The organism is Geminicoccus sp., from assembly GCF_036263595.1.
GTDB lineage: Bacteria > Pseudomonadota > Alphaproteobacteria > Geminicoccales > Geminicoccaceae > Geminicoccus.
In genome coordinates, this window is the sequence record NZ_DATAGQ010000192.1 from 18,392 (window position 1) to 42,694 (window position 24,303).

At 68.0% G+C, this 24,303-nt stretch carries 24 protein-coding genes and 2 pseudogenes; 8 read left to right on the forward strand and 18 right to left on the reverse strand.

Going from position 1 to position 24,303, the window contains the following annotated elements; all coding sequences use genetic code 11:
- Window positions 1-156 precede the first annotated feature (156 nt).
- The 4 genes and pseudogenes from VHL31_RS20350 to VHL31_RS20360 form a co-directional block, all read right to left on the reverse strand.
- A complete protein-coding gene (locus VHL31_RS20350; RefSeq protein ID WP_329663069.1) occupies window positions 157-645 on the reverse strand; it encodes a hypothetical protein in 489 nt (162 codons plus the stop codon).
- A 15-nt stretch (window positions 646-660) separates the two neighbouring features.
- Window positions 661-762 (reverse strand): annotated as a pseudogene (locus VHL31_RS27035) (calcium-binding protein); the annotation flags it as partial.
- Window positions 763-803: 41 nt separating this feature from the next.
- A pseudogene (locus tag VHL31_RS20355) lies at window positions 804-1,355 on the reverse strand (hypothetical protein); the annotation flags it as partial.
- Between the two features lie 388 nt (window positions 1,356-1,743).
- The gene (locus tag VHL31_RS20360) at window positions 1,744-2,400 is read right to left on the reverse strand and encodes a TetR family transcriptional regulator C-terminal domain-containing protein (RefSeq protein WP_329663071.1); all 657 of its coding nucleotides are present in this window, start codon (window positions 2,398-2,400) and stop codon (window positions 1,744-1,746) included.
- Between the two features lie 85 nt (window positions 2,401-2,485).
- Between VHL31_RS20360 and VHL31_RS20365 the strand changes: the two genes are divergently transcribed.
- From VHL31_RS20365 to VHL31_RS20375, 3 genes are read left to right on the forward strand one after another with little or no spacing between them, the layout of a single operon-like run.
- Window positions 2,486-3,826, forward strand: coding sequence for an NAD(P)-dependent oxidoreductase (locus VHL31_RS20365; protein WP_329663072.1), 1,341 nt, complete (start codon window positions 2,486-2,488; stop codon window positions 3,824-3,826).
- A gap of 12 nt (window positions 3,827-3,838) precedes the next feature.
- Window positions 3,839-5,116, forward strand: coding sequence for an NAD-dependent dihydropyrimidine dehydrogenase subunit PreA (gene preA, locus VHL31_RS20370; RefSeq protein ID WP_329663073.1), 1,278 nt, complete (start codon window positions 3,839-3,841; stop codon window positions 5,114-5,116).
- 4 nt (window positions 5,117-5,120) lie between these two features.
- Entirely contained in the window at window positions 5,121-5,747 is a 627-nt protein-coding gene (locus VHL31_RS20375; RefSeq protein ID WP_329663074.1) for a glutathione S-transferase family protein, read from the forward strand.
- Window positions 5,748-5,750: 3 nt separating this feature from the next.
- Here the strand turns inward: VHL31_RS20375 and VHL31_RS20380 are convergent, their stop codons facing one another.
- Together VHL31_RS20380 and mepA are read right to left on the reverse strand one after the other, a co-directional pair.
- Window positions 5,751-6,146 carry a surface-adhesin E family protein gene (locus tag VHL31_RS20380; RefSeq protein WP_329663075.1) on the reverse strand — a complete coding sequence of 132 codons (396 nt, stop codon included), beginning with the start codon at window positions 6,144-6,146 and terminating at the stop codon, window positions 5,751-5,753.
- Window positions 6,147-6,223: 77 nt separating this feature from the next.
- The gene (mepA, locus tag VHL31_RS20385) at window positions 6,224-7,075 is read right to left on the reverse strand and encodes a penicillin-insensitive murein endopeptidase (RefSeq protein ID WP_329663076.1); all 852 of its coding nucleotides are present in this window, start codon (window positions 7,073-7,075) and stop codon (window positions 6,224-6,226) included.
- 85 nt (window positions 7,076-7,160) lie between these two features.
- Here mepA and VHL31_RS20390 point away from each other — a divergent pair, with 85 nt between their 5' ends.
- Window positions 7,161-7,853 (forward strand): metal-dependent hydrolase, encoded by a 693-nt coding sequence (locus VHL31_RS20390; RefSeq protein ID WP_329663077.1) that lies wholly within the window; start codon window positions 7,161-7,163, stop codon window positions 7,851-7,853.
- 54 nt (window positions 7,854-7,907) lie between these two features.
- On the opposite strand, the gene VHL31_RS20395 is transcribed toward VHL31_RS20390, so the two are convergent.
- Genes VHL31_RS20395 through VHL31_RS20405 form a run of 3 tightly spaced genes read right to left on the reverse strand, consistent with a single transcriptional unit; the run spans window position 7,908 to window position 10,236 of the window.
- On the reverse strand, window positions 7,908-8,633 hold the full coding sequence (locus tag VHL31_RS20395) for a 3-keto-5-aminohexanoate cleavage protein (RefSeq protein ID WP_329663078.1): 726 nt from the start codon (window positions 8,631-8,633) through the stop codon (window positions 7,908-7,910).
- Complete coding sequence (locus tag VHL31_RS20400; protein ID WP_329663079.1) at window positions 8,630-9,526, reverse strand: NAD(P)-dependent oxidoreductase; 897 nt, start codon at window positions 9,524-9,526, stop codon at window positions 8,630-8,632. The genes VHL31_RS20395 and VHL31_RS20400 overlap by 4 nt, the downstream gene beginning before the upstream one ends.
- Window positions 9,523-10,236, reverse strand: a complete 714-nt coding sequence (locus VHL31_RS20405) for a GntR family transcriptional regulator (RefSeq protein WP_329663080.1) — start codon at window positions 10,234-10,236, stop codon at window positions 9,523-9,525. The genes VHL31_RS20400 and VHL31_RS20405 overlap by 4 nt, the downstream gene beginning before the upstream one ends.
- A gap of 150 nt (window positions 10,237-10,386) precedes the next feature.
- Here VHL31_RS20405 and VHL31_RS20410 point away from each other — a divergent pair, with 150 nt between their 5' ends.
- Genes VHL31_RS20410 through VHL31_RS20425 form a run of 4 tightly spaced genes read left to right on the forward strand, consistent with a single transcriptional unit; the run spans window position 10,387 to window position 14,828 of the window.
- The gene (locus VHL31_RS20410; protein WP_329663081.1) at window positions 10,387-11,352 is read left to right on the forward strand and encodes an ABC transporter permease; all 966 of its coding nucleotides are present in this window, start codon (window positions 10,387-10,389) and stop codon (window positions 11,350-11,352) included.
- Window positions 11,349-12,854 (forward strand): sugar ABC transporter ATP-binding protein, encoded by a 1,506-nt coding sequence (locus VHL31_RS20415; RefSeq protein WP_329663082.1) that lies wholly within the window; start codon window positions 11,349-11,351, stop codon window positions 12,852-12,854. The genes VHL31_RS20410 and VHL31_RS20415 overlap by 4 nt, the downstream gene beginning before the upstream one ends.
- The gene (locus VHL31_RS20420; protein ID WP_329663083.1) at window positions 12,851-13,822 is read left to right on the forward strand and encodes an ABC transporter permease; all 972 of its coding nucleotides are present in this window, start codon (window positions 12,851-12,853) and stop codon (window positions 13,820-13,822) included. Before VHL31_RS20415 ends, VHL31_RS20420 begins: the two co-directional genes overlap by 4 nt.
- Before the next feature lie 16 nt (window positions 13,823-13,838).
- Window positions 13,839-14,828: a sugar ABC transporter substrate-binding protein gene (locus VHL31_RS20425; RefSeq protein ID WP_329663084.1), complete on the forward strand. Its 990-nt coding sequence runs from the start codon at window positions 13,839-13,841 to the stop codon at window positions 14,826-14,828.
- Window positions 14,829-14,879: 51 nt separating this feature from the next.
- Here the strand turns inward: VHL31_RS20425 and VHL31_RS20430 are convergent, their stop codons facing one another.
- The 9 genes from VHL31_RS20430 to ggt form a co-directional block, all read right to left on the reverse strand.
- Complete coding sequence (locus VHL31_RS20430; RefSeq protein WP_329663085.1) at window positions 14,880-16,097, reverse strand: MFS transporter; 1,218 nt, start codon at window positions 16,095-16,097, stop codon at window positions 14,880-14,882.
- A 3-nt stretch (window positions 16,098-16,100) separates the two neighbouring features.
- Window positions 16,101-17,507, reverse strand: coding sequence for a hypothetical protein (locus tag VHL31_RS20435; protein ID WP_329663086.1), 1,407 nt, complete (start codon window positions 17,505-17,507; stop codon window positions 16,101-16,103).
- Between the two features lie 52 nt (window positions 17,508-17,559).
- Window positions 17,560-17,976: a PadR family transcriptional regulator gene (locus VHL31_RS20440; protein ID WP_329663087.1), complete on the reverse strand. Its 417-nt coding sequence runs from the start codon at window positions 17,974-17,976 to the stop codon at window positions 17,560-17,562.
- A gap of 96 nt (window positions 17,977-18,072) precedes the next feature.
- Window positions 18,073-19,212: an ACR3 family arsenite efflux transporter gene (arsB, locus tag VHL31_RS20445; RefSeq protein WP_329663088.1), complete on the reverse strand. Its 1,140-nt coding sequence runs from the start codon at window positions 19,210-19,212 to the stop codon at window positions 18,073-18,075.
- A gap of 9 nt (window positions 19,213-19,221) precedes the next feature.
- On the reverse strand, window positions 19,222-20,514 hold the full coding sequence (gene arsJ, locus VHL31_RS20450; protein WP_329663089.1) for an organoarsenical effux MFS transporter ArsJ: 1,293 nt from the start codon (window positions 20,512-20,514) through the stop codon (window positions 19,222-19,224).
- A gap of 10 nt (window positions 20,515-20,524) precedes the next feature.
- Entirely contained in the window at window positions 20,525-21,529 is a 1,005-nt protein-coding gene (locus tag VHL31_RS20455) for an ArsJ-associated glyceraldehyde-3-phosphate dehydrogenase (protein ID WP_414653784.1), read from the reverse strand.
- Between the two features lie 17 nt (window positions 21,530-21,546).
- Window positions 21,547-22,071, reverse strand: a complete 525-nt coding sequence (locus tag VHL31_RS20460; RefSeq protein WP_329663091.1) for an arsenate reductase ArsC — start codon at window positions 22,069-22,071, stop codon at window positions 21,547-21,549.
- Window positions 22,068-22,421, reverse strand: a complete 354-nt coding sequence (locus VHL31_RS20465) for a metalloregulator ArsR/SmtB family transcription factor (RefSeq protein WP_329663092.1) — start codon at window positions 22,419-22,421, stop codon at window positions 22,068-22,070. Before VHL31_RS20465 ends, VHL31_RS20460 begins: the two co-directional genes overlap by 4 nt.
- 83 nt (window positions 22,422-22,504) lie before the next feature.
- Window positions 22,505-24,238 (reverse strand): gamma-glutamyltransferase, encoded by a 1,734-nt coding sequence (gene ggt / locus VHL31_RS20470; RefSeq protein WP_329663093.1) that lies wholly within the window; start codon window positions 24,236-24,238, stop codon window positions 22,505-22,507.
- Between the last annotated feature and the right edge of the window lie 65 nt (window positions 24,239-24,303).

The following is a 24,303-nucleotide window of genomic DNA, read 5'->3' on the forward strand; positions in this document are numbered from 1 at the left end:
AGGAACCGTGGACAGGCTGGGCATCGGTGGGTGCGTCGGCCCATCCCGTCTCCCGGGCAGAGGCGGGATGGACTTGTGCAGTCGAGGTCCAGGGACGTTTACCGCCGGAAGTTACGGCGGCATCCGCCGGTCGATCACCGCTGGCGCGCCATGGTCTCAGCCGGTGGGCATCCGTAACCCGCCGAAATCCATCAGTTCGATATCGTGGAGGCGGTCCGAGCCGTAGTTCACGCCACCCACACCATTGTGCGTGACCAAGAGGCCTCCGTCGTCCAGCCGGGTAAGCGTGTAGTTCGCGACCGATCCGTTGAAGAAGGCGATATCACTGCCCTCGCCCCCATTCAGTTCATCGTCACCGTGTCCGCCACGCAGTAGATCGTCGCCGCCGTCGCCATCCAGCCTGTCGTCGCCAAAGCTGCCGCGCAGTTCGTCGGCATCGTCGCCGCCGAACAGCCAGTCTACGCCGTCCCCGCCGGCAAGCAGGTCCTCGCCTGCCTCTCCATGGACCAGATCGTTGCCGGCACCACCATCCAGATCGTCGTCGCCATTTCCTCCAACAAGAAAATCATAGCCTACCCCGCCGCGCACCAAATCATTGCCGGCCTGACCCCTGAGATCGTCGCTACCAACGCCGCCAAAGATCAAGTCGTCACCGTCGAGACCGTGGGCTGTGTCCCGGCCTTCGCCAGCCTTGATGAAGTCCCTTCCGGCACCGCCTTCGATGAAGTCGTCATCACCACCTCCGTCCAGGACGTCGTCGCCGTCGAAGCCGTTGAACGTGTCCTGCCCGGCCCCCCCCCCGTCAGCACATCGTCACCGAAACCGCCGAGCAGGACGTCATCGCCATCGCCGCCGAACGCCGTGTCATCTCCTCCACCCAGGAACAGGTAGTCGTCGTTCGGCCTGGCCGTCACCACATCCGGAGCGTCCGTAAATTGATCGCCCGAGGGAACGAAGCTGCTGCCATTCCAGACATAGTTCCTGCCACCGGAGAAGAAGTACATTTCTTCGATGACCGGCGACGTCATCTGCCCCGTGATGACCACGGTGGTGGTGACGGACCCTGTTTGCTGGGTGATGATGTAGTCATTGCCGCGCACGGCGAAGGTCAGGCTAGCAATATCACCCCTATCAAACACCAAGCGATCTGCCGGACCATCGCTGTCGATGATGGTGACGGTGCCGGGAACGGCGAGCACATAGTACAGGTCGCTGCCGGCGCCTCCGCGGATCAGGTCGTTGCCACCGCCGCCGAGCAGGAAATCGGGTGCTTCCTGTCCCATGATGACGTCGTCGGCAGCGGTGCCGTGGAGAGCATCGATCCAGAAGGTGCCATCGATCCGAGCCATAGCCATACCCCGATCAACTTGTTCGACCCAATTCTTCAAAATTCGAAGATCAACATGGCTTTACCATGAGAACGATAGCATTCGACGCGTGCGCCAGACAATGGCAGGGTACTGCAGCATGGCGAACAACTGACGGACAGGTGGAGGATCTGCACCCTGCCAACGAATGCGGCCGGATGTCGTTGACCCAGCCGCGGGTCCATCTGGACAGTTCCTCCGTCGCCAGGGGTCAACTCGCCGCCAGGGCCATGTACCGGGTGGCGCGCGACCGGATGCTCGTGACCGTAAACCTTCCGACGCCAATCGGTACCGTGAGGCGACGCCGCTCTTGCCGATGGTGGAGCGGCCGTCTTTCAGTTCACCGGATTTGCTAGCAGAACTCCAACTCACACCACTAGGCGGCTGAAGCAGCTTGCCCTCGTCGGGACGTGGATGCGCCTGGATCGTCCTGCGCGACGCAGGCCCGCACCACGATCTCAGCCACCGATCGTGCGATCGCCGCCTGGGACGCGGCGTCGGGATCGCCGCCCTCGATGGCGCGAATCTGCGGCGCGAAGTCTGCATAGGTCTGGGTGGCAGCCCAGATGGTAAACAGGAGGTGGTGGGGATCAACCGGACGGAGACGGCCCTGCCGCGTCCAGGCACGCAGGACAGCTGCGCGCTCCTCGACCCAGGGGCGCAACTCGTCCTCCAGGAAGGGACTGATGAGATGGCCGCCGTTCAGCATCTCGCGGGCAAAGATGCGGGAGGCATGAGGCCGGGCGAACGACAGGCGCACCTTGGCAATGACGTAGCTCGCCAGCGCCTCGGCAGGATCGTCATGCTCACCGAACCGGCCGAAGGCGGCGAGCCACGTCTGGAGGATCTCCTCCAGGATGGTCCGGTAGAGCCGCTCCTTGGTCGGAAAGTAGTAGTGGACGTTCGACTTGGGCAGGCCCGCCAGGTCGGCGATCGCCTGAATCGTCGTGCCCTCGAAGCCCTTGTCGGCGAAGAGGCGCTCGGCGGCTTGCAGGATGAGCGCGCGGTTCTGCTCGCGGATCCGTCCGGCCACCGTTGTTCCTTTTGAATGATTCTTGACCGTGTGGTCAGGTTCTATAACGTCACGCTCCTAGGGGACAAGCAGGCTGCGGCAGGACATGGGCGACATCAGGAGCCATCGTCGAACGGCGGACGACTACGCAAAGGCCTTCGCCGACCTGGAACCACCACTGTCGCGCAAGGCGGCGATCGTCGAGGCGTCGCGCTGCCTGTTCTGCTACGACGCGCCCTGCGTCGAGGCATGCCCCACCAGCATCGACATCCCCCGCTTCATCCGGGGCATCCAGACCGACAATGTCCGCGGTGCTGCGATGACGATCCTGGACGCGAACATCCTGGGCGGCACCTGCGCCCGGGTCTGCCCCACCGAAATCCTGTGCGAGGGCTCCTGCGTGCGGCTCGACCAGGACCACGAGCCGGTCATGATCGGGGCGCTCCAGCGCTACGCCACCGACTATCTGTTCGAGCGGGGCGAGCAGCCGTTCACGCGCGCGCCGGCCACGGGCAGGAAAGTCGCGGTGGTGGGGGCCGGGCCGGCAGGGCTGGCCTGCGCGCACCATCTGGCGCGGCTCGGCCATGACGTCGTCATCTTCGAGAAGAAGCCCAAGGGCGGCGGGCTCAACGAGTACGGCATCGCGACCTACAAGATGACCAACGACTTCGCCCAGCGCGAGGTCGACTTCCTGCTCAGCCTGGGCGGCATCGAGATCCGTCATGGGGTCGTGCTCGGCATGGACGTCCATGTGGCTGATCTGGCCGAGCAGTACGATGCGGTGTTCCTGGGCATCGGCATGGGCGGCACCAATGCGCTCCGGATCGAGGGCGAGGAGCTGGACGGCGTCATGAACGCCGTGGTGTTCATCGAATCGCTCCGGCAAGCGGCCGACAAGGGTGAGCTGCCGATCGGACGGGATGTGGTGGTGATCGGCGGCGGCAACACCGCCATCGACATGGCGACGCAGGCCAAGCGGCTGGGGGCGGAGAACGTCACCATCGTCTATCGGCGCGGCGTCGAGCACATGGGTGCTACCGGCTACGAGCAGGAAGTCGCCCAGACCAACGGGGTGAAGATCCAGCTCTGGGCAGCACCCGTGCGGATCCTGGGCGATGGCGGTCGCGTCGCCGGCATCGAGTTCGAGTACACGCGGCTGGACGAGCGCGGCACGCTGGCGCTCACCGGCGAGCGGTTCGTGCTGCCGGCCGACCAAGTGTTCAAGGCGGTGGGCCAGAACCTGGTCGCGGCCGACCTGAACGGTAGTGCCGAGCGGCTGGCGATGGCGGGATCGAAGATCGCCGTCGATACCGACCGGCGCACGTCGATGCCCAGGGTCTGGGCCGGCGGCGATGCCACCGGGCTCGACCAGGACCTGACCGTCGTCGCGGTCGAGGACGGCAAGATCGCCGCGCGCTCGATCCATTCCTTCCTGGCCGGCAACTGAGGGAGCAGCGTCATGGCCGATCTGCGTTGCAACATCGCCGGCGTGAAGTCGCCGAACCCGTTCTGGCTGGCCTCCGCGCCGCCGACGGACAAGGAGTACAATGTCGTCCGCGCCTTCAAGGCGGGCTGGGGCGGTGTCGTCTGGAAGACGCTGGGCGAGGACCCGCCGGTCGTGAACGTCTCGTCGCGTTATGGTGCGGTGAAGTATCGCGGCCACCGCATGGCGGGCTTCAACAATATCGAACTGATCACCGACCGGCCACTGCAGGTGAACCTGCAGGAGATCAAGCGGGTCAAGCAGATGTTCCCCGACCGGGCGATGGTCGTCTCGCTCATGGTGCCCTGCACCGAGGAAGCTTGGAAGGCGATCCTGCCCCTGGTCGAGGAGACCGGGGCGGACGGGGTCGAGCTGAACTTCGGCTGCCCGCACGGCATGTCCGAGCGCGGCATGGGCTCGGCGGTGGGGCAGGTGCCCGAGTATATCGAGATGGTGGCGCGCTGGTGCAAGCAGACCACGCGCATGCCGGTGTTCGTGAAGCTCACCCCGAACGTGACCAACATCCTGGGGCCGGCCCGGGCGGCCGTGCGGGGCGGGGCGGACGCGGTCAGCCTGATCAACACGGTGAACTCGATCACCGCGGTTGACCTGGACCAGATGGCGCCGGAGCCGGTGGTGGGCGGCAAGGGGGCCCATGGCGGCTATTGCGGCCCGGCCGTCAAGCCGATCGCGCTCGGCATGGTCGCGGAGATCGACCGCGATCCGGAATGCCAGGACATCCCGATCAGCGGCATCGGCGGGATCGAGACGTGGCGGGACGCGGCCGAGTTCATCTCGCTGGGCTGCGGGTCGGTGCAGGTCTGCACGGCGGCGATGCATTACGGCTTCAAGATCGTCGAGGACATGGCGTCCGGCCTGTCCAACTGGATGGACGAGAAGGGCTACCGCACGCTGGGCGACTTCATGGGACTGGCGACGCGGAACTACCGCAACTGGGGCGAGCTCGACCTCAACTACAAGATCGTCGCCAACATCAATCAGGAACTCTGCATCAAGTGCGGCCTTTGCCACATCGCCTGCGAGGATACCTCGCACCAGTCGATCTGGGCGATGAAGTCGGGTGGCAAGCGGCGCTACGAGGTGAACGAGGAAGAGTGCGTGGGCTGCAACCTCTGCATGCATGTCTGCCCGGTCGAGGACTGCATCACCATGCAGGAGCGCGACCAGGGGCGGCCCTACCTGAACTGGGGCATGCACCCGAACAACCCGATGAGCCTGAAGGCGGCGGAGTAAGGCGGTGATCCTGATCGGGCAGTACGATTCGCCGTTCGTGCGGCGGGTCGGGATCGCGCTCAGGCTGTACGAGATGCCGTTCGAGCACCGGCCATGGTCGGTGTTCGGCAACGCCGCCGAGATCGCGCGCTACAATCCGCTCAGCCGGGTGCCGACGCTGGTGCTGGACGACGGCGAGGTGCTGATCGAGAGCGCCATGATCCTGGATCACCTCGACGAGGTGGCCGGTCCGGCGCGCGCGCTGGCTCCGGCCCGCGGGCTGGAGCGGCGGCGGATGCTCAAGACCTGTGCGCTGGCGAGCGGACTGGCCGACAAGGCCGTGAGCCTCTTCTACGAGACTGCGCTGCACAAGGAGACGTCCGCGGTCTGGGTCGAGCGCTGCAAGCGGCAGATTGCGGCCGTGCTCGACGTGCTGGAGGTGGAGCGCGCCAGCAGCAGCACGACCTACTGGCATGGCCCGCAGATCAACCATGCCGACATCGCCGTAGCCTGCGTGCTGCGCCACCTGACGGACGCGCACCCGTCGATCGTGCTGGAAGAGCGCTGGCCGAACCTGGAGGCGCATTCGGTCCGGTGCGAGGCGATCGACGTGTTCCAGGAGATCGCGCAGCCCTTCATTGCGCCGGCCTGAGCGCTACCGGCAGACGGCCTGACGCGCCACGTCGCCGCTGGAGCCGACGGGCTCCTTCACCGTGAGCGGCACGCGCTCGCGCCGCTGGGCAAGCGTGCGGGTGCCCTCGGCATCGGTGAACAGCGTGATCTTGTCGGTGGTCACCATGCCCGAGCGGCAGTCGAAGCGGGCATCGACGCGAAGCGAGGCGATGCTGCGCCCGTCCAGGTCGACCGGGGTGGTGAAGAGAACGCGGTAGGCGACGGCCCTGACGTCGCCGGTGGCCGCCTTCATCTTGCTGGCGTCGATAAAGACCTGGTTGCCCCTGCTCGACAGGCCGGCCGCCTCCCAACGAGCCGCCAGGGCGGGGCCGGCGGCCAGAAGAAGTACAGTGGCCGCGAACAACATCGACAAGCGCATGCAGGAAGCTCCCGGTGGCGTCGGTCCATCCTAAAGGAGCAGCCGGGCTCTGCGCAAACCGCGATCGCCGCTTCGCCCTAGGGTGCGGAAAGCACTGCAGTACACTGGGTCGGCAGGTCGCTCAGGACCAGGGGTTTGGGCGGCGGCTCCGGCACGGCCGGCGCCTGCCAGGGCTCCTCGCTGAACCACCAGGCGAGGTCGGCGCCACAGCCATCCCCTTCCGGCGGCGGTTCCTGGGGGCGGCAGTCGGGCTGGCCCGCCGGGCAGCGCAGCCGCACGTGGAAGTGGGCGTCGTGTCCGAACCAGGGGCGGACCTTCCGCAGCCAGCCACGGTCGGTCCCGGCCATCTCGCACATGGCGCCCTTGATCGCCGGATGGACGAAGATCCGCTCGACCTCGGGTTGCAGGGCAGCACGGCGGATGATGGCCAATTGCCGCATGCCGAACCGGGCGGGATCCAGTTCCCGCGTGCCGGGCTTCAGCATCGAGACGGCGCTCAGTTCCTCGCGGTCGTCCGGCGATAGCTGCTGGCCGGGCATCGGGGTCAGCCAGAGGTCCACGTCGAGGCCCAGCTGATGGCTGGCATGGCCCGAGCGCATCGGACCGCCCCTGGGCTGGGCCATGTCACCGACCAGCAGGCCCGGCCAGCCATCGGCCCGCCCCTCCTGCGCCAGCCGCTCGATGAAGGCCACCAGGTCCGGATGGCCCCAGGTGCGGTTGCGGGACAGGCGCATCGCCTGATAACCGTCACCGTCCGCTGGCAGGGTGACCGCACCGGCAAGACAGCCCTTGGCATAGCTGCCAAAGACCTGCGGAGCACCGGGTGCCGGCAGGCTCATGGCACCGAACAGCTCGCCGGCCGGCGGGGGGTCGGCTTGGGCCAGGGCTGGCGCCACGAGCAGAAGGAAGGTGGCAAGGAACCGTTTCATGCGGGTGACCTAGCCGTCACGAACCGCAACACCTATGTTGCGTCGCACACAATAAATCATCGATTTCCATGAGTGGGAACCAAGCATGTTGAGCATTACCTGGCTCGGTCATTCAGCAGTCCATGTCGTGCTCGGCGGACGGTCCGTTCTGTTCGATCCGTTCCTGACCGGCAACCCTTCGTATCCGGAGAATGCGCTGGACCGGCTGGGCAAGATCGACCTGATCTGCGTGACGCACGGCCATGAGGACCATCTGGGCGACGCGGCGCCGCTGGCCAAGCAGTTCGGCGTCCCGGTCGCCTGCAACTACGAGATCAGCGTGTTCCTCTCCTCGCAGGGCGTGGAGAACGTGGAGCCGATCAATGCGGGCGGCTCGATCGACCTGCTCGACCTCCATATTGCGTTCACCCGTGCCAATCATTCCTCCAGCGTGCACGAGGATGGCCGCGCCCGCTATCTCGGCAGCCCGTGCGGCATTGTCGTGCGCTCCCAGGACGACGGCTTCTACCATGCCGGCGATACCGACCTGTTCTCGGACATGTCCCTGATCCGCCGCCTCTACCGCCCGCGCGTCGGCGCGCTGCCGATCGGCGACCGGCTGACCATGGGGCCGCGCGCCGCCGCCATCGCGCAGAACGAGTTCCTGCAGATGGAGGCGGTGCTGCCGATCCACTGGGGCACCTTCCCGCTCCTCACCGGCACGCCCGACGTGTTCCAATCAGAGGTGAACCGCGGCCAGGTGCTTCGGCCGAAGCCCGGCGAGACGATCGAGATCTGAGCTTCAACCGGCTCTCCTCCCGTCGACCTGGTTCCCGTCGCGGGAGGAGAGCCCTCAGCTGGCGCGGTGCGTCATCGCGACCGCTGCAGCGACCAGGGCAGCGTTGGATGGCGCGATCGTGTTGTCCGGCAGGCGTGAGCCGTCCTCAAGTCCGACGCGGGTCGAGAAGCGCTGCCTCGCGGCACACTCCACGAACGGCCAGACCGTGGCGTCGAACCCGTGCAGCAGTACGGGCTTCCTGAGGCCGGCGCCGGTCAGGACTGCCAGGATCCCGTCGGCGACAGAAGTTGCCTCGTCCAGTGCCTGCTCGTCGATCTCGATGAGGATGCGGAACGTCAGCGGCCCGAGGCGTAGGCGCACGAGGCGCTCGGCATCGGCCACGGACGTCAGACCCGCCTCCACACCGATCCCGCGCCGGTGCAGCCGTTCGATGACAGCGGGCGCGGCCCTTTCCTTCAGGTTTACCGATGCGTAGTCCGGCAGTTCGCCCCAGCCGGCGATCATGGCGAGGCGGCGGTCGTCGTCTCTCTCGATCCAGGCCCCAGTGCTGATGCCGATCAGCGTGCCGGGCAGGCGAGACCGCAGCGCCGCCAAGGTGACATCCACCACTTCCGGCTCCAGGCTCTCGGCGCCACCCGGCCCGCGGACGTGCACGTGGATCTCCGCTGCCCCGGCGGCCACGCTCTCTGCCGCATCGTCGACGACCGCTTCCACCGTCACCGGCAGGCGGCGGTGGTAATCCTTCGGCCGCGCGCCGTTGAGGCATGCCTGGACGATCATGTCGGCTCCGGCCGCGTAGCCGGGTCCAGGACCGACCATACGTCGTCCTGCGGCTGGTAGCCCAGGGCGCGGATGGTCGGCTCCAGGTCCCAGGGCATGTCGCGGTTGGCCGACATGGCGTTCACGACGATGCCGGGTGCCGGCCAGCCGGACGCGTCGGCCAGGATCGCCGCCTGGACGATGCCGGTGAAGTCGCGGTTGGACAGCCACATGGCGCGGAACCAGCGGAGATCGCGCAGGCCGTCCTCGTCCCACATCTCGGTGCCGTCGATGGGCTTGCCGGTCGGGCTGATCGTGGCGGGCAGGTTCTCGCCCGGCTGGCACCAGCCGATGCGGATCGCCACCGCCGTGAGTGCATCCGGGCTCGCGCGCAGGACGCAGAGACGCTCGCCCATCAGCTTGGCCACAGCATAGGCAGTCGATTCGAAGCGCTGGCCGGCGCTGCGCCAGATCGTGCCGGTCTGGGGCGGCGTGTCGGGCTTGAGCGAGCGCGGGATCGAGCCCTCGGGGCGGTCCTTGTAGCGGCCCATCACGTGGTTGGACGTGGCGAACACGAGGCGGCGCGGCTTGGCCCGCGTCGATGCCTCGACGACGTTGATCGTCATGTCGAAGGAGGCGGCCGATTCTTCCCAGGTGGCGTCCGGGTAGGGATTGCGCGCGGCCAGGTGGACGACGGCATCGGCCTTCTCGATCGCTTCCTGCCAGCGGCGGTCGTGGCGGTCGACCAGGTCGGCCTGGACCGGGCGGAACTTGTCGGAGCGGATGGGCTCCCCCAAGAAGTCGATATCGATGCCCAGGATCTCGCCGCACCAGTCCTGCGGGGTGAAGGCCTGGATCAGCTTGCGGCCCAGATTGCCGTTGGTGCCGGTGATGACGACCGTCTTGGGGTTCATCGGCGGTCCTGTCCTTTGTCCTGTTCGAGGTTGGCCATCATCTTGTCCCGTACCAGGGTGAGGTGAAGGCAGGCGGCCTGCTCGGCGGCCGGTGCGTCGCCAGCGCGGATGGCCTCGATAATGGCATGGTGATCGGCGGTCACGCCTGTGGGCGAGCGCAGCACGTCGAAATTGTGCGAGCGGATGATGTGCAGGTGGACGTGGAGGTTGCGGTAGGCCTCCGAGAAGCGGCTGTTGCCGGCACCATCCGCGATCCGCTGGTGGAACGCCTGGTCCCAGGCGATGAACCGGTCGTAGTCGGTGTAGACGTCGCCCTTCATGCAGCGGACCATCTCGGCCTGGGCTTCCTCGAGGTGCGGGACGACGTCGTGGTGGAGGCCCTTGCGGATCATGTAGCGGATCGCGAACAGCTCGATGGCCTCGCGGACCTCGAAGATCTCGCGGATGTCGGTCGCGCTGAGCTCACGCACGAAGCAGCCGCGCCGGGCCTTGATCTCGACCAGCCCCTCGGCGGCGAGGCGCTTGAGCGCGTCGATCACCGGCGTGCGGCTGACGCCCAGCTCGGTCGCCACGCGGTCCACCGGGATCTGCTCGCCCGTGCCGAGCTCGCGCGCCAGGATGCGGCGGCGGATGGCGTCGTAGGTGAGTTCGCTCAGATCCGCGTAAGCCAGCCGCTCGAACCCTGCCTTGGGAGGGCCCGGATCCTCCAAGATGGTAATGGTGGCGCTCCCTGATCCTCTCGTTCGTTGCGGCGTCCTTGGAGGCGTTCGCAACAGCTGCATTGACAGCTAACATGTAAAATTTTACCGCTCAACCACCGAGCGGCCCTGCCAAAGGCCCGCCGGAGGGGAGGCCTGGGTTTGAGCGCAATCGCGGCAACGCCTCGCGTCGCAGAAGTACGGCGTCTCGTGACGTTCGCCGTGCCGCTGGTGATCGTCGCCGGCCTGCTGGTCGTGATGTACGCGTTCGCGCCGAACTTCTTCCGCGTGAACAACCTCATCAACATCCTGGTACAGACCTCCGCGCTGGGCATCATGGCGATCGGCATGACCTTCGTCATGGTGGGCGGCGGCATCGACCTGTCGATCCCGGCGAACATGGCGTTCTCGGCGGTGATCGGCGCGCTGGTCATGCGCGAGGCAGGGGTTGCGCCGGGCATCCTGACGATGCTCCTGACCGGCGGCCTGATCGGGCTGTTCAACGGCGTGGCGGCGGCGATCTTCAAGATGACGCCGTTCGTGGTGACGCTGGCGACCATGACCGTGGTGGGTGGCGCCACGGTCTGGATCACCAACTCGCAAAGCATCGCCGACTTTCCCGAGAGCTTCTTCGACCTGATGCTGGCCCGGCCGGGAGGCGTGCCGCTCGCCATCCTGATCCTGCTGGCGGTGGCCCTGGCAGCCTCGATTGCCACGACCTCCACGATCTTCGGGCGCCAGCTCTACGCGATCGGGCTGAACGCCAGGGCGGCACGGGTGGCGCGCGTGCCGGTCGAGCGGGTGCTGCTGATCACCTATGTCGTCTCCGGCCTGCTGGCAGGGTTGGCGGCCGCGATGCTGACCGCACGGCTGGGCTCGGCCTCGGCCAACCTCGGCAATGACGGCGTGGTGCTCGACATCGTCAGCGCCTGCGTGGTGGGCGGCGTCAGCATCTATGGCGGCTCGGGCCGGCCGATCGGCGCGGTGCTGGGTGCGTTGTTCATCATCCTGATCAGCAACAGCCTGAACCAGCTGGGCGTCTCCTATTTCATGAACCTCGTGATCAAGGGCGTGGCGATCATCGGGTTCATCTATCTCGACCGGCTGACGGCGGGGCCCGGGCGATGAGCGCCATCCTGGAGCTGCGCGGGATCTCCAAGCGCTTCGCGGGCGTGGCGGCGTTGACCGATGCGGGCATGACTGTGGAAGCCGGCGGGGCGCATGCGCTGATGGGCGCCAACGGGGCCGGCAAGTCGACGCTCATGAACGTCCTGGGCGGCGTGGTGCCGAAGGACGAGGGCCTGATCCTGATCGACGGGCGCCCGGTCGAGATCACCGGACCGCGCGACGCCCGCCGGCATGGCATCGCCTTCGTCCATCAGGAGCTGAACATGCTGCCGTCGATGACGGTGGCGGAGAACGTCTTGATCGACGAGCTGCCGACCAGCGGCGGCCTCGTCAACCGCAAGGCGATGCGCACGCTGGTGGCGCCGATCCTCGAGCGCCTGGGCTGCACGTTCGGGCCGGACGAGGTGGTCGAGACGCTCGGCATGGGCGACCGGCAGATGGTCGAGGTGGCCCGTGCGCTCGCCGGCAAGCCGCGCATCGTGATCTTCGACGAGCCGACCTCGTCCCTGTCGGATCGCGAGAAGCGGCGGCTGTTCGACGTAATCGGACGGCTGAAGGCGGATGGCACGGCCATCATCTACATCACCCATTTCATGGACGAGATCTTCGAGGTCTGCGAGCGCGTGACGGTCATGCGCAACGGCCAGCGCGTCGGCTCCGGCCCGATCAGGGACTACCGGCCCGCCGACATCGTGGCGCTCATGCTGGGCGACGTGCACGAGCAGGACCGGCTGCGGGCGCCCCAGGTGGTCAACACGTCGCCGATGCTGGAGGTGGAAGGGCTTCACAACGGCGCGCTGGCCGACGTCGGGCTGACGCTGCGGCCGGGCGAGATCGTGGGCCTTTGGGGACTGCTCGGCTCCGGGCGCACCGAGATCCTGCGCGCCCTGGTCGGGCTGGACCCGATCGACCGCGGCACGATCCGCTTTGGCGCGGATGGACGCCTTTTGCCGGTCACGCCCAGGGAGCTGCATGCCGAGGTCGGCTTCGTGACCGAGGACCGGCGCGGGGAAGGACTGCTCCTGCCCCTGTCGGTCGCGAGCAACATCTCGTTCGGCAATCTGGACCGGCTGCTCGGCCGGCTCGGCCTGATCGACCGCAAGCGCGAGCAGGCGTTCGCGCAAGGCTTTGCCGACCGGTTGCGCATCAAGCTCGCCTCCATCCGCCAGCCGGTGCGCACGCTCTCGGGCGGCAACCAGCAGAAGGTCGTGTTCGCCCGCTGGCTGGGCACGCAGCCCAAGCTGTTCCTCCTGGACGAGCCGACCCGTGGCCTGGACGTGGGGGCGAAGACCGAGATCCTGCGGCTGACCGTGGAGCTGGCGGAAGCGGGGGCGGCGGTGCTGCTGGTGGCCTCGGAGCTGGAAGAGCTGATGCGCGTCTGCGACCGCTACCTGATCGTCCAGCGCGGCCGGATCACGGGCGAACTGCCGGGGACGGCGGACAAGGACATGCTTCTCCAAGCCGTGTCCGAGGCCCGGCCGGTGGAAAGGCAGGCGGCATGAGCACGCTCGTCGGCCAAGCGCGGCGCCACGGCTTCCTGGTCGTCCTGGTCCTGATCTTCGCTTTCTTCTCGCTCGTGACCCCGCATTTCGCGAGCGGGGCCAATCTCGTCGCGATGCTGCACACCATGGCGCCGGTCGTGCTGATGTCGGCGGGCATGGCGCTGGTGGTGCTGGCGGGCAAGCTCGACATCTCGATCGGCTCCATCGCGTTCCTGTCCTCGACGTTCACGGTCCTGCTGATGAACGATCTGGGCGTTCATCCGGTGATCGCGTTCGCGGCGGCGCTGGTGGCGGGAGCACTGCTGGGGGCGCTGAACGGCTTCATCGTGGTGGTGCTGGGCATCAACCCGCTGATCGCGACGCTCGGGACGATGATCGCGTTTCGTGGCGTGGCGCTGCAGCTCACGGGTGCGATCCTGATCCCGCTGCCCGAGAGCGTGCGGGCGCTCGGCAACCTGTCGATCGGGCCGGTTTTCGTCGACATCCTGATCGTGGCGCTGCTCGTCCTGGTGATCGACCAGGTGCACCGGCGCACCGTGTTCGGACGGCAGGTCAACGCGATCGGCAATGGCGAGGAGGTGGCCGAGCGGATCGGGATCCCGGTGCGCAAACGCCTGTTCCTGGCCTTCGTGCTCTCCGGCCTGCTGGCCTCGATCGGCGGGCTGATCGCGCTCGTCCAGGTGGGCTCGATCAGCGCCTATCTCGGCCGGGGCATGGAATTCACCGCCGTGGCGGTCGTGGTGGTGGGCGGGATCAGCCTGTTCGGCGGGCGGGGCAACATCCTGCCGGGCGTGGTCCTGGGGGCGTTGACCTTCGAGATGATCGAGAACGGGCTCAACCAGATGAGCGCCAACCCCTACGCCTACCGGCTGGTGACGGGAGCGATCATCTTCGTCGCAATGTATGTCGACGCCTTGAAGTCCGGCCGGCTGCAGTCGGTCCGCAGGGTCGCGCTGGGTTCTTCATAAGGGGAGGTTGGAAACGATGAACAGACTGACGGGGATGCTGCTGGGAGGTGCCTGCCTGATGGCGGCAGCGCTGCCGGCCAAGGCCGAGGACTATACGGTGGGCCTGTCCTGGAACGCCATGGACAACCAGCTGCCGGTGAAGTGGCAGGAATACCTGCAGTCCGAGGGCGTGAAGCAGGGCGAGGCGGCCGGCATCACCTTCAAGTGGGTGATCAACGTCGCCGACGCCGATCCGGCCCGGCAGGCGGCCAACATCGAGGACCTGATCAACCAGGGCGTGGACATGATCATCGCCCGCGCCGAGGACGCGGCGGCGATCGGTGCATCGATCCGGGCGGCCCAGCAGGCGGACATCCCGTTCATCACCTTCGACCGCGAATCGGCCACGACCAAGCCCACGGCCCATGTCGGCGGCGACAGCTACGACCAGGGCAAGACCACGGCGGAAGCCTTCGTGCAGCTGCTGAAAGACAACAACGTCCAGGGCAAGTGCATCGAGCTGCAGGGCTCGCTCACCGACATCAACGCGGTGAACCGCTCCAAGGCCTGGCACGAGGTCACCGACAATTCGGGCGTGGTCACCACGCTCGTCTCGGTGCCCACCGAGTGGAACCCCGACCTGTTCCGCTCCGGCACGGTGAACGCGTTGCGCGCCAACCCGGACGCCAACTGCATGTTCCTGGCCAGCGACTTCGCGCTCTCTGCCGTGCAGTCGGCGCTGGAAGGGGCGGACAAGTGGGCGCCGCGCGGCGACCCCAAACATGTCTGGATCGCCACGCAGGACGTGTTCCCGGAAGCGGTCACGGCGATGCAGCAGGGCTATATCGACGTGGGCACGACCTACGACGCCTTCTCCCAGGCGCAGGAGGCGATCCGCGTGGCGATCCTGATCGCCAAGGGCGAGGAGGTGGACTGCCCGGATGCGGTGTGCCTCGCCAAGGGCCGGCTGGCCACCCAGGAGAACATCGACACGCTGGAGAACCTCTGGTCGCGTCCGGCGCAGTAGGCGGCTCAGCGACGTCCTCCTCCTGCCATGCCGGCAGGAGGAGGATCCTGTTCAGGTGCCGGTCTTCCGCCGCAGGGCCAGGACCAGGAGCAGGTTGAGGACGGCCAGGATGACCAGCACGCCGAGCAGGCCGTCCGGCTCCAGCCGGGCTGCCAGCACGGCACCGAGCGACGGCGTGACGGCCTGGGCGACCAGGCTCGGCATGGCCAGCCTGCCCATCATCTCCGCATAGCCCTCCGCACCGAACAGGCTGAGCGGCAGGGTGCCCCGGGCAATTGATTCCAGGCCGATCCCGGCCCCGTAGAAGACCAGCGTGAGCGCCACGACGGGGAAGCCCGACCAGAGGGCGCCCAGGCCAACGGCGACCGCCAAGGCGGATGCGATCTTCGTCCAGATCGGATGGTGGTAGCGGGCGATCGCCATTTCCACGGCGCGGGCACCCACCTGCGACGGGCCGACCAGCGCGCCCAGCGCCACCGCCGCTGCCAGCGCGATTCCGTGCGCCTGCAGGACGGTGAACAGGTGCACCGACATGGCCGTCGAGATCATCGCGCTCATCGTGGTGACGATGGCCAGCAGCACGAAGACCGGGCGGGCCGGCCGCGGCATGCGCGCGGGCGGCTGGCCGGAAGGACCCGGTCCGGTCCTCGGATCCGGCCGTAGCGGCGGATTGGCCCTGGGCAGCGCCATGACATAGACCGGGACGGCCACGAGAAGCTGGATCACGGCATAGACGAGGCAGGTCCCGCGCCATCCCACTTCCGACACCAGCAGGGCCGACAAGGGCCAGCACACCGTGCTGGCGAACCCGCCGAACAGGGTCAAAGTGGTGATCGCCTGGCGGGCTCCCTGGCCGTAGATCCGGCCGAGCGTGGCAAAGGCCGCGTCATAGAGGCCCGCTCCCATCCCCAGGCCCAGGATCACCCAGCCGGCCAGGAAGACCGGCAGGCCGGGTGCGATGGCCAGGATCGTCAGGCCGATGACCAGTAGGAGGGCGCTCAGCACGAGCACCGGCCGTCCGCCGCGACGCTCGATGGAACGACCGACCATCGGCGAGACCAGACCGGCAATGAGCAGGCCCAGCGACAGCCCGCCGACGATCCAGGCGAGCGGCCAGCCCGTGTCTCGCATGACCGGCTGGGCCAGGACGGCCAGCAGGTAGTAGGAGGAGCCCCAGGCGAGGATCTGCGTGATGCCCAGGGCCGGGATGATCACGATCCGGCGGGCGGGCAGCCCGTGCGGGTCCGCCGCTGCGATCCGCCCGGCCATGGTTCAGCAGCAGCCGGCTGTGGCGCCAACCGGTTCCGATGCCGGCTCGCTGCAGCCGCACCCTGCCAGCCCCTCCGCCTTGGCCGATGCATCCTGGGCGCAGCAGGCGGCCACCCCGGCTGGTGCCGGCCCGTTGCAGCAGGCCGAGGCCTTGTCCGGCACCGGGCCGCTGCAGATGCCGGTCTCGGGCAGGACGAGCTCGACCCGCCGGGCCGCCTCCTCGTCGCCGGCCAGATGCGCCACCACGGACCGGGCCTGCTCGTGCCCGGTCGCCAGCAGGAAGGTGGGCGCGCGACCATACGACTTCATGCCGAGGATGAAGAAGCCAGCCTCCGGCTGGGCGAGCTCGGCTGCGCCATGGGGCCGGACGGTGCCGCAGGAGTGCTCGTTCGGGTCGATGAGCGGTGCCAGGATGCGCGGGCATTCCAGCGCAGGATCGAGGTCGAGGCGCAGCTCGTGCAGGAAGCCGAGGTCGGGGCGCAGGCCGGTGGCGACGATCAGCTCATCGGCTTCGATGGCCTCCTCGCCGCCAGCGCCCAGGCCGACGAGCAGCAGGGAGCCGCCTTGCCCACGTTCGATGCGGTCGAGGGCGAAGGGTGCAACCGGACGGACGACCCCTTGCTCGACGAATTGCCTCGCCTGCGTGCCCAGTGCGCCCCGCTGCGGCAGCTGGTCGGCGGCACCGCCGCCAAAGCTGCGCTGGAGGCTCGCGCGCCGCACGGCCCAGGTTAGGTGCGTCGCAGGCTCCTGCGTCTTGAGCTCCGCCAGGCTCAGCAGGCTGCCGATCGCCGAATCGCCGGCACCCAGCACCAGGATCCGTCTGCCGGCATAGCGTTGCCGCTCGGCACCCAGCACGTCCGGCATGCCGTAGCGGATATGGCCGGCAGCCGCGCGCTCGCCGATGGCCGGCAGCCCGCTGGCACCAGCCGGGCTGGGGGAGAGCCACGTGCCCGATGCGTCCAGGACGGCCCGCGCGAAGAAGCGCCGCTCGGCCCCGTCGGCCTCGACGACATGGATCTCGAACGGCTGCGCCGCGCGGCCCGGGGTCTTCACCTTGCCGAGGCCGGTCCGGCCGATGCCGACTACCCGGGAGCGCAGGTGCAGGTGCGGGGCGATCTCGGGAAGTGCGGCCAGCGGCTCCAGGTAGCGCTCAGCCAGCTCGGTGCCGGTCGGAAAGGCATCGTCCTGGGGCGACTGCCAGCCATGCCGTTCCAGTAGGGCCACGGCGGCACGGTCGAGGTTCAGGCTCCAGTTCGAGAACATGGGCACGTGGCCCCAGTCGCGCACGGCGGCGCCGACCTTCTCGCCCGCTTCCAGGATGACCGGGACGATGCCGTAGCCCAGCAGATGAGCTGCTGCGGCGAGGCCGATCGGGCCGGCACCGATCACGACGACAGGAAGCTCGTTCACAGGACCTTCTCCATCTATGCATCGGCCATCGAGGCTACAGGACAAAAAAAGACTAGCGGCAGCAGTCGGACGGCTTGGGTGCCAGGACCAGCCGCTCGGTGTCGACCAGCGCACGGGTGACGTCCATCCAGGCATCCACACCCACGGCGAAGGCCTCCCTGCCCTTGTCGGTGAGCGTGTAGGTCTTGCGCTGGCGGCCGGAGACCACGCTCGCCTCGGAGGTCACGTAGCCGCCCTCCTCGAACTCGCGCAGCACCGGATAGATCGTGCCCTCGGTGGGGGAGCAGCAGCCATTGGTGACGCGCTCGACCGCGCGGGTGATCTCGTAGCCATGCATCGGCCGCTCGTGCAGCACGCACAGGATGAAGAACTTGGACAGGCTCATCTTGATCGTGCCGGTCCAGTAGGCCCGACTGGTATAGTCGGGCGCCTCGCGCGGCACGGCTCGTAGAGCGGGTTTCCTGGTCATCGGGAAAGCCTATACCTCGATGTCCTATGGGTCAAGATTCGGGCACGGCAGGACGGGGCGGCAGCGTCCGACACGGCTCTTGTCGCCCCCCTGGCGTCACCCGCGCTGCGGCACCTTGCGCGCGACCGGGACCCCGCCGCCTTCCTTTGCGAAATGATGCTGGGTCCGATTCGCGAAGGCGACCAGCGACAGCATGACCGGGACTTCCACGAGTACGCCCACGACCGTCGCCAGCGCTGCGCCGGACTGGAGGCCGAACAGGCTGATGGCGACCGCCACGGCCAGCTCGAAGAAATTGGACGTGCCGATCAGGGCGCAGGGGGCAGCGACGTTGAAGGGCACCCGCCACATCCATGCGGCTGCATAGGTGATCCCGAAGATGCCGTAGGACTGGATCAGCAGCGGCACGGCGATCAGGGCGATCAGGACCGGCTGCTCGAGGATCACCTGACCCTGGAAGCCGAACAGGACGACGACGGTCGCCAGCAGGCCGATCACCGAGAACGGCTTCACCGCCGCCGTGAAACGCGCAACGGCGGTTTCCGCGCCTGCCTCCCGGTCGGCGCTGGCAACGATCCAGCGGCGGGTGAGCGCGCCGGCGGCAAGCGGGATCAGGATATACAGGGCGACGGATAGAAGCAGGGTTTCCCAGGGGACGGTGATGTTGGTGACGCCCAGCAGCAGGGCGACGATCGGCGCGAACGCGAAGATCATGATCACGTCGTTCACCGACACCTGCACGAGCGTATAGGTCGCGTCGCCGCGGGTGAGCTGCGACCAGACGAACACCATCGCGGTGCAGGGGGCAGCACCGAGCAGGATCAGGCCGGCGATGTATTGCTGCGCATCGGCGGGCGCGATCAGGCTCGCGAACACATGGTCGAAGAAGAGGACACCGAGCGCTGCCATCGTGAACGGCTTGACCAGCCAGTTCACGACGACCGTCAGGACCAGTCCCTTCGGCCGGTCGCCGATATGGCGCAGGCTGGCGAAGTCGACCGCGACCATCATCGGATAGACCATCGCCCAGATCAGGACGGCCACCACCAGGTTGACGGATGCGTACTCCCAGGAGGCCAATACTTCGAAGGCGCCGGGGAACAGGTTGCCGAGCGTGAGGCCCGCGAGGATGCACAAGGCCACCCACAAGGAGAGCCATTTCTCGAAGAAGCCGATACCGGCTGCCGGGGATGCCAGCGCATCCGCGGCCCGGTTGGGATGGGTCGTGGTGGTCATGATGCTCCGCTAGCGCTGGGCGGCCGCAAGCGCCTGCCCGGATGCGCGGTCCTTCGGAAGGAAAGTGGCGATCAGCCAGCTGGCGACCAGGAACAGGGTCGAGGCGCCCAGGCAGCCGATCACGCCATAGGCCTGGTAGGTCAGGCCGGACAGGAGGCAGCCGACGAGGCGTCCCCCGGCATTGGCCATGTAGTAGAAGCCGACATCCAGGGTCACCCGCTCGGCCGTGGAATAAGCGAGGATGAGGAAGGAGTGGAGGGAGGAGTTGAGGGCGAACGCCACCCCGAACAGGCCGAGACCCACCACCAGCAGCAGCCCCGGATCCAGGACCGACGGGACGGGCCCTTGCGGCTTGGCGGCCGTAACGAGCACGTCCCAGGGCAGGGCTGCCGCCAGGACGAGCGCCAGGGCGAGCGGGATGACCGCCAGCACGAGCGCCCAGAGCCTGGCCGCCCGCACCTCGGCGGCCAGGCCCGTGGCCGTGCGCCGGACGAGGCCGGGGGCGGCTGCCTGGACGAGGCCGTAGCCGATCACCCAGGCGGCGAGGAAAGTCGCGACCTGCATGTAGTGCCAGCCGGCCACGTCGTAGAGGAAGACCGGGATGCCCACGACGAACCAGATGTCCCGGGCACCGAACAGGAAGAAGCGGGCGGCGGAGAGCAGGTTGATCTCCGGCGACTTGGAGAACAGCCCCTTGAGCGGCGCCTTGGCCTTGGTCCGGCCCATCTCTGCCGGCAGGGCCGCCAGGACGAGCGCCAGGATGCAGCCCAGGCAGGCGGCGAGCAGCAGGAGCCCGCCCTTGAAGCCGAGGGTCGCCAGCAGGAGGCCGCCCAGGAAGAAGCCGATGCCCTTCATTGCGTTCTTCGATCCGGTCAGGATCGCCACCCACCTGAACAGGGCGCCCTCGGCGTTCTCCGGCACGACCAGCTTGATCGCGCTCTTGGAGCTCATCTTGGTCAGGTCCTTGGCGATCCCGGCCAAGCCCTGCACCGCCACGGCATAGACGACCGACAGCCAGGCCGGCCATCCGGGGTCGAGCAGCGAGAGGGCGAGCAAGGAGACGATCTGCAGGACCAGCCCGCTATAGAGGGTCAGCTTCAGCCCGAAGCGTGCGGCGATCCAGCCGCCCAGCAGGTTGGTGAGGATGCCGCAGGCCTCGTAGAGGACGAACAGGGTCGCGACCTGGAACGGCGTGAAGCCCAGCGTGTAGAAATGCAGCAGCACCAGCATGTGCAGGGCGCCGTCGGTGACGGTCTCGCCCCAATAGGCTGCCGTGACGATGCCGTAGCTGCGCAGATTCATCCGCCCGGCCCTAGCGCTGCAGCGCGCGGCCGACCTTGGCCGCAAGCTCGGTCAGCCGGCAGGCATAGCCCATCTCGTTGTCGTACCAGGCGAACACCTTCACCGACGTGCCGTCCACGACCATGGTCGAGGGGCCGTCGACGATGGCCGAGCGCGTGTCGCTGCGGAAGTCGACCGAGACCAGCGGCCGGTGCTCGAAGCCCAGGATGTTCTTCAGCGGTCCGTCCGCCGCCGCTGCGCTGAACAGCCCGTTCACCTCCTCAGCACTGGTCGGGCGCTCCACCTCGAACACCGCGTCGGTGAGCGACGCATTGAGGAGCGGCACGCGGATGGCATGGCCGTTCAGCTTGCCCTGCAACTCCGGGTAGATCAGCCCGATGGCGGTGGCCGAGCCGGTCGTGGTGGGTACCAGCGAAGCCAGGGCCGAGCGGGCGCGCCGCAGGTCCTTGTGGGGCGCGTCGACCAGCACCTGGGTGTTGGTCACATCGTGGACGGTCGTGATCGCGCCATGGCGGATCCGGAGGTTATCGTGGATCACCTTGACGACCGGTGCCAGGCAGTTGGTGGTGCAGGAGGCAGCGGTCAGCAGCCGGTGCTCGGCCGGATCGTAGAGATGGTCGTTGCAGCCCATCACCACGTTCAGGGCACCCTTCTTCACCGGTGCCGCAACGACGACCGTCTTCACGCCGCGGTCGAAGTAGGGTGCCAACGATTCGGCGGTCACGAACTTGCCGCTGCACTCCAGCACGATGTCGATGCCGAGGTCACCCCATGGCAGGTCGGCCGGCTTCGATGCCTCGGTGAACGCGATCCGCCGGCCGTCGACCAGGATCGCATCGTCCGCCGGCTCGATCCGGCTCCGCCACCGGCCATGGACGCTGTCGAATTCCAGGAGGTGGGCGGTCGCCCTTGGACCGCCCTTGATCTCGTTGACATGGACGATGTCCAGCGCCGGCTGGCCGGGGCCCGCACCACCGAAGGCCGCACGGAGCGCCAGCCGCCCGATCCGGCCCATGCCATTGATCGCGATCCTCACGATGCCAGGTCTTCGGCAGCGTCGGGACGGAGCCGGCCAATGGCTTCCACCTGCCGGGTCAGGGAGAGCCGGTCGAGCGACGCGATCGGCAGCGAAGCGAAGATGCGGATGCGGCGGTTCAGCATCTGGAAGGCTTCGCGGAAGGCCAGCATGCGGAAGGTCTCGCTGCCGACGACGGCCGACGGATCCGGCACGCCCCAATGCGCGGTGATCGGCTGGCCCTGGAGCACCGGGCAGTTCTCGCCCGCGGCCTGGTCGCAGAGCGTGAACACGAAGTCCATCACCGGCGCGTCCGGACGAGCGAATTCCTGCCAGGACTTCGAGCGCAGGCCCTCGATGGGCAGGCGCTGTTCCTGGAGGAGGGCCAGGGCCAGCGGGTTGACCTTCCCGCGCGGGGCGGAGCCCGCGCTGTAGGCCTTGAACCTGCCGGCGCCGAACTCGTTGAGCATGGCTTCGGCGAGGATGCTGCGGGCGGAATTGCCCGTGCACAGGAACAGCACGTTGAACACGCGATCGGTCATGACATCGCCTTCTCGGGTAGGCAGCACGGTGTCAACGCGGCGATCAACGGTGCGCAAAGCTCGGACTTGCCGCCGCAGCAATCGGTGACGAGGAACAGGGTCAATTCCCGCAGCCTGTCCAGGTCGGCCCGGTAGATGATGGAGCGGCTGTGCCGCACTGATGTCGCCAGCCCGGCTCGCGCGAGCACGGCCAGATGGGCGGACATGGTGTTCTGCGGCACGCCCAGCCGACGCGCGACCTCGCCTGCCGGCAGCCCGTCCGGCTCATGCCTGACGAGCAGCCGGAAGGTTTCCAGCCGGGTGATCTGTGACAAGGCCGCAAGAGCTTCGGTCGCTTCGATTGCATCCATGTATCCAGGAATCCAGATATAATGGTCGGTGTCAAGATGTGCAGTTGCCCCGGGCCAACTGCTCCAGGACGCTTTGCGGGAGCCTACCGGCCCTTGGCGGCACCCTCCCGGCGCGGGTCGACCCCGCTCTCCAGCCGGTCCCCGTCAATCCGGATGGCGTGCAGCCCGCTGTTCAGGGCCTTGACCTGGACCTGCTGGCCGCGCGCCTCGAAGGCGGCCTGGAGCGACGCGGCGTCGGTCCCTTCCTCCAGCTCGACCGGGCCGTTGCGGCTGAGCACATGGCCCATGGCGACGGCTTCCTGCGGGCTCATGCCCCAGTCCAGCACGGCGACCAGGGCCTGGGCGACATAGCCGATGATCTGGCTGCCGCCGGGCGAGCCGATCAGCAGCATCGGGTCGTCCTTGCCGTCGAACACGATGGTGGGCGCCATCGAGGAACGCGGCCGCTTGCCCGGCTCCACCCGGTTGGCGACGAGCCGCTCGCCCTCCGTTGGCGTGAAGGCGAAGTCGGTGAGTTCATTGTTGAGGAGGAAGCCGCCCACCATCAGCCGGCTGCCGAAACCGTTCTCGATGGTGGTGGTCATGGAGATGGCGTTGCCCTCGCCATCCACGATGGCGATCTGGCTGGTGCCCGGCAGCTTGTCGCTCTCGTCCGGGGCGAGCAGGGCTGCCTCGCGCCAGGGCGGATTGCCCGCGGCGGCCTTCGGGATCGAGCTGTCGAGCCGGATGGCCTGGGCACGGGTGGTCAGGTAGGCCTGGTCGAGCAGGCCGCGCACCGGCACCCGGACGAAGTCGCTGTCGGCCAGGTAGAGATTGCGGTCGGCAAACGCCAGCTTGGAGGCCTCGACCAGGGCCTGCATGCCGTCCACGCCGGCACCGAGCCCCTGCATGTTGACATGCTCCAGCATGCCCAGGATCTGCAGGACGGCGATGCCGCCGGAGCTGGGCGGTCCCATGCCGCAGACCCGATAGGCACGGTACGGCCGGCACACCGGCGGGCGCAGCACGACGCGATAGTCGGCCAGGTCCTGGCGGGACAGCGTGCCCGGGTTGACCGGCGCCGAGCCGACCGCCGCGACGATGTCAGCACCTAGCTGCCCGCGGTAGAAGGGTGCACTCCCCTGCTCGGCCAACAGGCGCAAGGTCGCGGCGAAGGCGGGATTGCGCAGGACGGACCCTGCCGCAAGCGGCTGGCCGTCCGTGCCCAGGAAGTAGGACCGGGTCGCCGGGAAGGCACGGAGTTGCTCGACATTGCCCGCGATGGCGCTGGCCAGCCTGGGCGAGACGGGAAAGCCGCGCTCAGCGAGGTCGGCGGCGGGCGATACCAGATCCGCCCAGGCCAGCCGGCCGTGCAGCCGGTGCGCCAGCTCGAGCAGCGCCAGTGTGCCAGGCACGCCCACCGACTTTCCGCCCGGCACCGCCTCGTCGAACGGCATGGGCGTGCCGTCCGGCCGCAGGAACAGGTCGGGTGCTACCGCCCTTGGGGCAGTCTCGCGGCCATCGAAGCTGGTAAGCTGCCTGGCCTTTTCGTCCCAATGCAGCAGGAAGGCCCCGCCGCCGATGCCCGAGGATTGCGGCTCGACCAGGTTCAGGACGAACTGGGCGGCGACCATGGCGTCGACCGCACTGCCGCCGCGCGCCAAGACGGCCTCGCCGGCCTCGGTCGCCAGCGGGTTCGCGGTGACGATCATGTGGCGCGTGGCGGTGACCGCCTGCCGCTCCGCCCGCCCGCTCGGCGCCTCCTGCGCCCGGGCGAGGGACGGGGCGAGCATGGCGATCTGGCACCAGATCAGGATGAAGATGATCCGCGGTCGCATCGCTCGCCTCCCCGACATGAGGCCGTAGTGTCGTCGCTTGGCCCGCGCGAGCCAAGCGGTGGAAG

Bases quoted from the DNA above. Each gene is read 5' to 3' on its own strand.
- VHL31_RS20365 (WP_329663072.1), top strand. From the start codon at position 2,486: ATGGGCGACATCAGGAGCCATCGTCGAACGGCGGACGACTACGCAAAG.
- preA (WP_329663073.1), top strand. From the start codon at position 3,839: ATGGCCGATCTGCGTTGCAACATCGCCGGCGTGAAGTCGCCGAACCCG.
- VHL31_RS20380 (WP_329663075.1), bottom strand. From the start codon at position 6,146: ATGCGCTTGTCGATGTTGTTCGCGGCCACTGTACTTCTTCTGGCCGCC.
- mepA (WP_329663076.1), bottom strand. From the start codon at position 7,075: ATGAAACGGTTCCTTGCCACCTTCCTTCTGCTCGTGGCGCCAGCCCTG.
- VHL31_RS20390 (WP_329663077.1), top strand. From the start codon at position 7,161: ATGTTGAGCATTACCTGGCTCGGTCATTCAGCAGTCCATGTCGTGCTC.
- VHL31_RS20395 (WP_329663078.1), bottom strand. From the start codon at position 8,633: ATGATCGTCCAGGCATGCCTCAACGGCGCGCGGCCGAAGGATTACCAC.
- VHL31_RS20400 (WP_329663079.1), bottom strand. From the start codon at position 9,526: ATGAACCCCAAGACGGTCGTCATCACCGGCACCAACGGCAATCTGGGC.
- VHL31_RS20415 (WP_329663082.1), top strand. From the start codon at position 11,349: ATGAGCGCCATCCTGGAGCTGCGCGGGATCTCCAAGCGCTTCGCGGGC.
- VHL31_RS20420 (WP_329663083.1), top strand. From the start codon at position 12,851: ATGAGCACGCTCGTCGGCCAAGCGCGGCGCCACGGCTTCCTGGTCGTC.
- VHL31_RS20425 (WP_329663084.1), top strand. From the start codon at position 13,839: ATGAACAGACTGACGGGGATGCTGCTGGGAGGTGCCTGCCTGATGGCG.
- VHL31_RS20430 (WP_329663085.1), bottom strand. From the start codon at position 16,097: ATGGCCGGGCGGATCGCAGCGGCGGACCCGCACGGGCTGCCCGCCCGC.
- VHL31_RS20440 (WP_329663087.1), bottom strand. From the start codon at position 17,976: ATGACCAGGAAACCCGCTCTACGAGCCGTGCCGCGCGAGGCGCCCGAC.
- arsB (WP_329663088.1), bottom strand. From the start codon at position 19,212: ATGACCACCACGACCCATCCCAACCGGGCCGCGGATGCGCTGGCATCC.
- arsJ (WP_329663089.1), bottom strand. From the start codon at position 20,514: ATGAATCTGCGCAGCTACGGCATCGTCACGGCAGCCTATTGGGGCGAG.
- VHL31_RS20455 (WP_414653784.1), bottom strand. From the start codon at position 21,529: ATGGGCCGGATCGGGCGGCTGGCGCTCCGTGCGGCCTTCGGTGGTGCG.
- VHL31_RS20460 (WP_329663091.1), bottom strand. From the start codon at position 22,071: ATGACCGATCGCGTGTTCAACGTGCTGTTCCTGTGCACGGGCAATTCC.
- VHL31_RS20465 (WP_329663092.1), bottom strand. From the start codon at position 22,421: ATGGATGCAATCGAAGCGACCGAAGCTCTTGCGGCCTTGTCACAGATC.
- ggt (WP_329663093.1), bottom strand. From the start codon at position 24,238: ATGCGACCGCGGATCATCTTCATCCTGATCTGGTGCCAGATCGCCATG.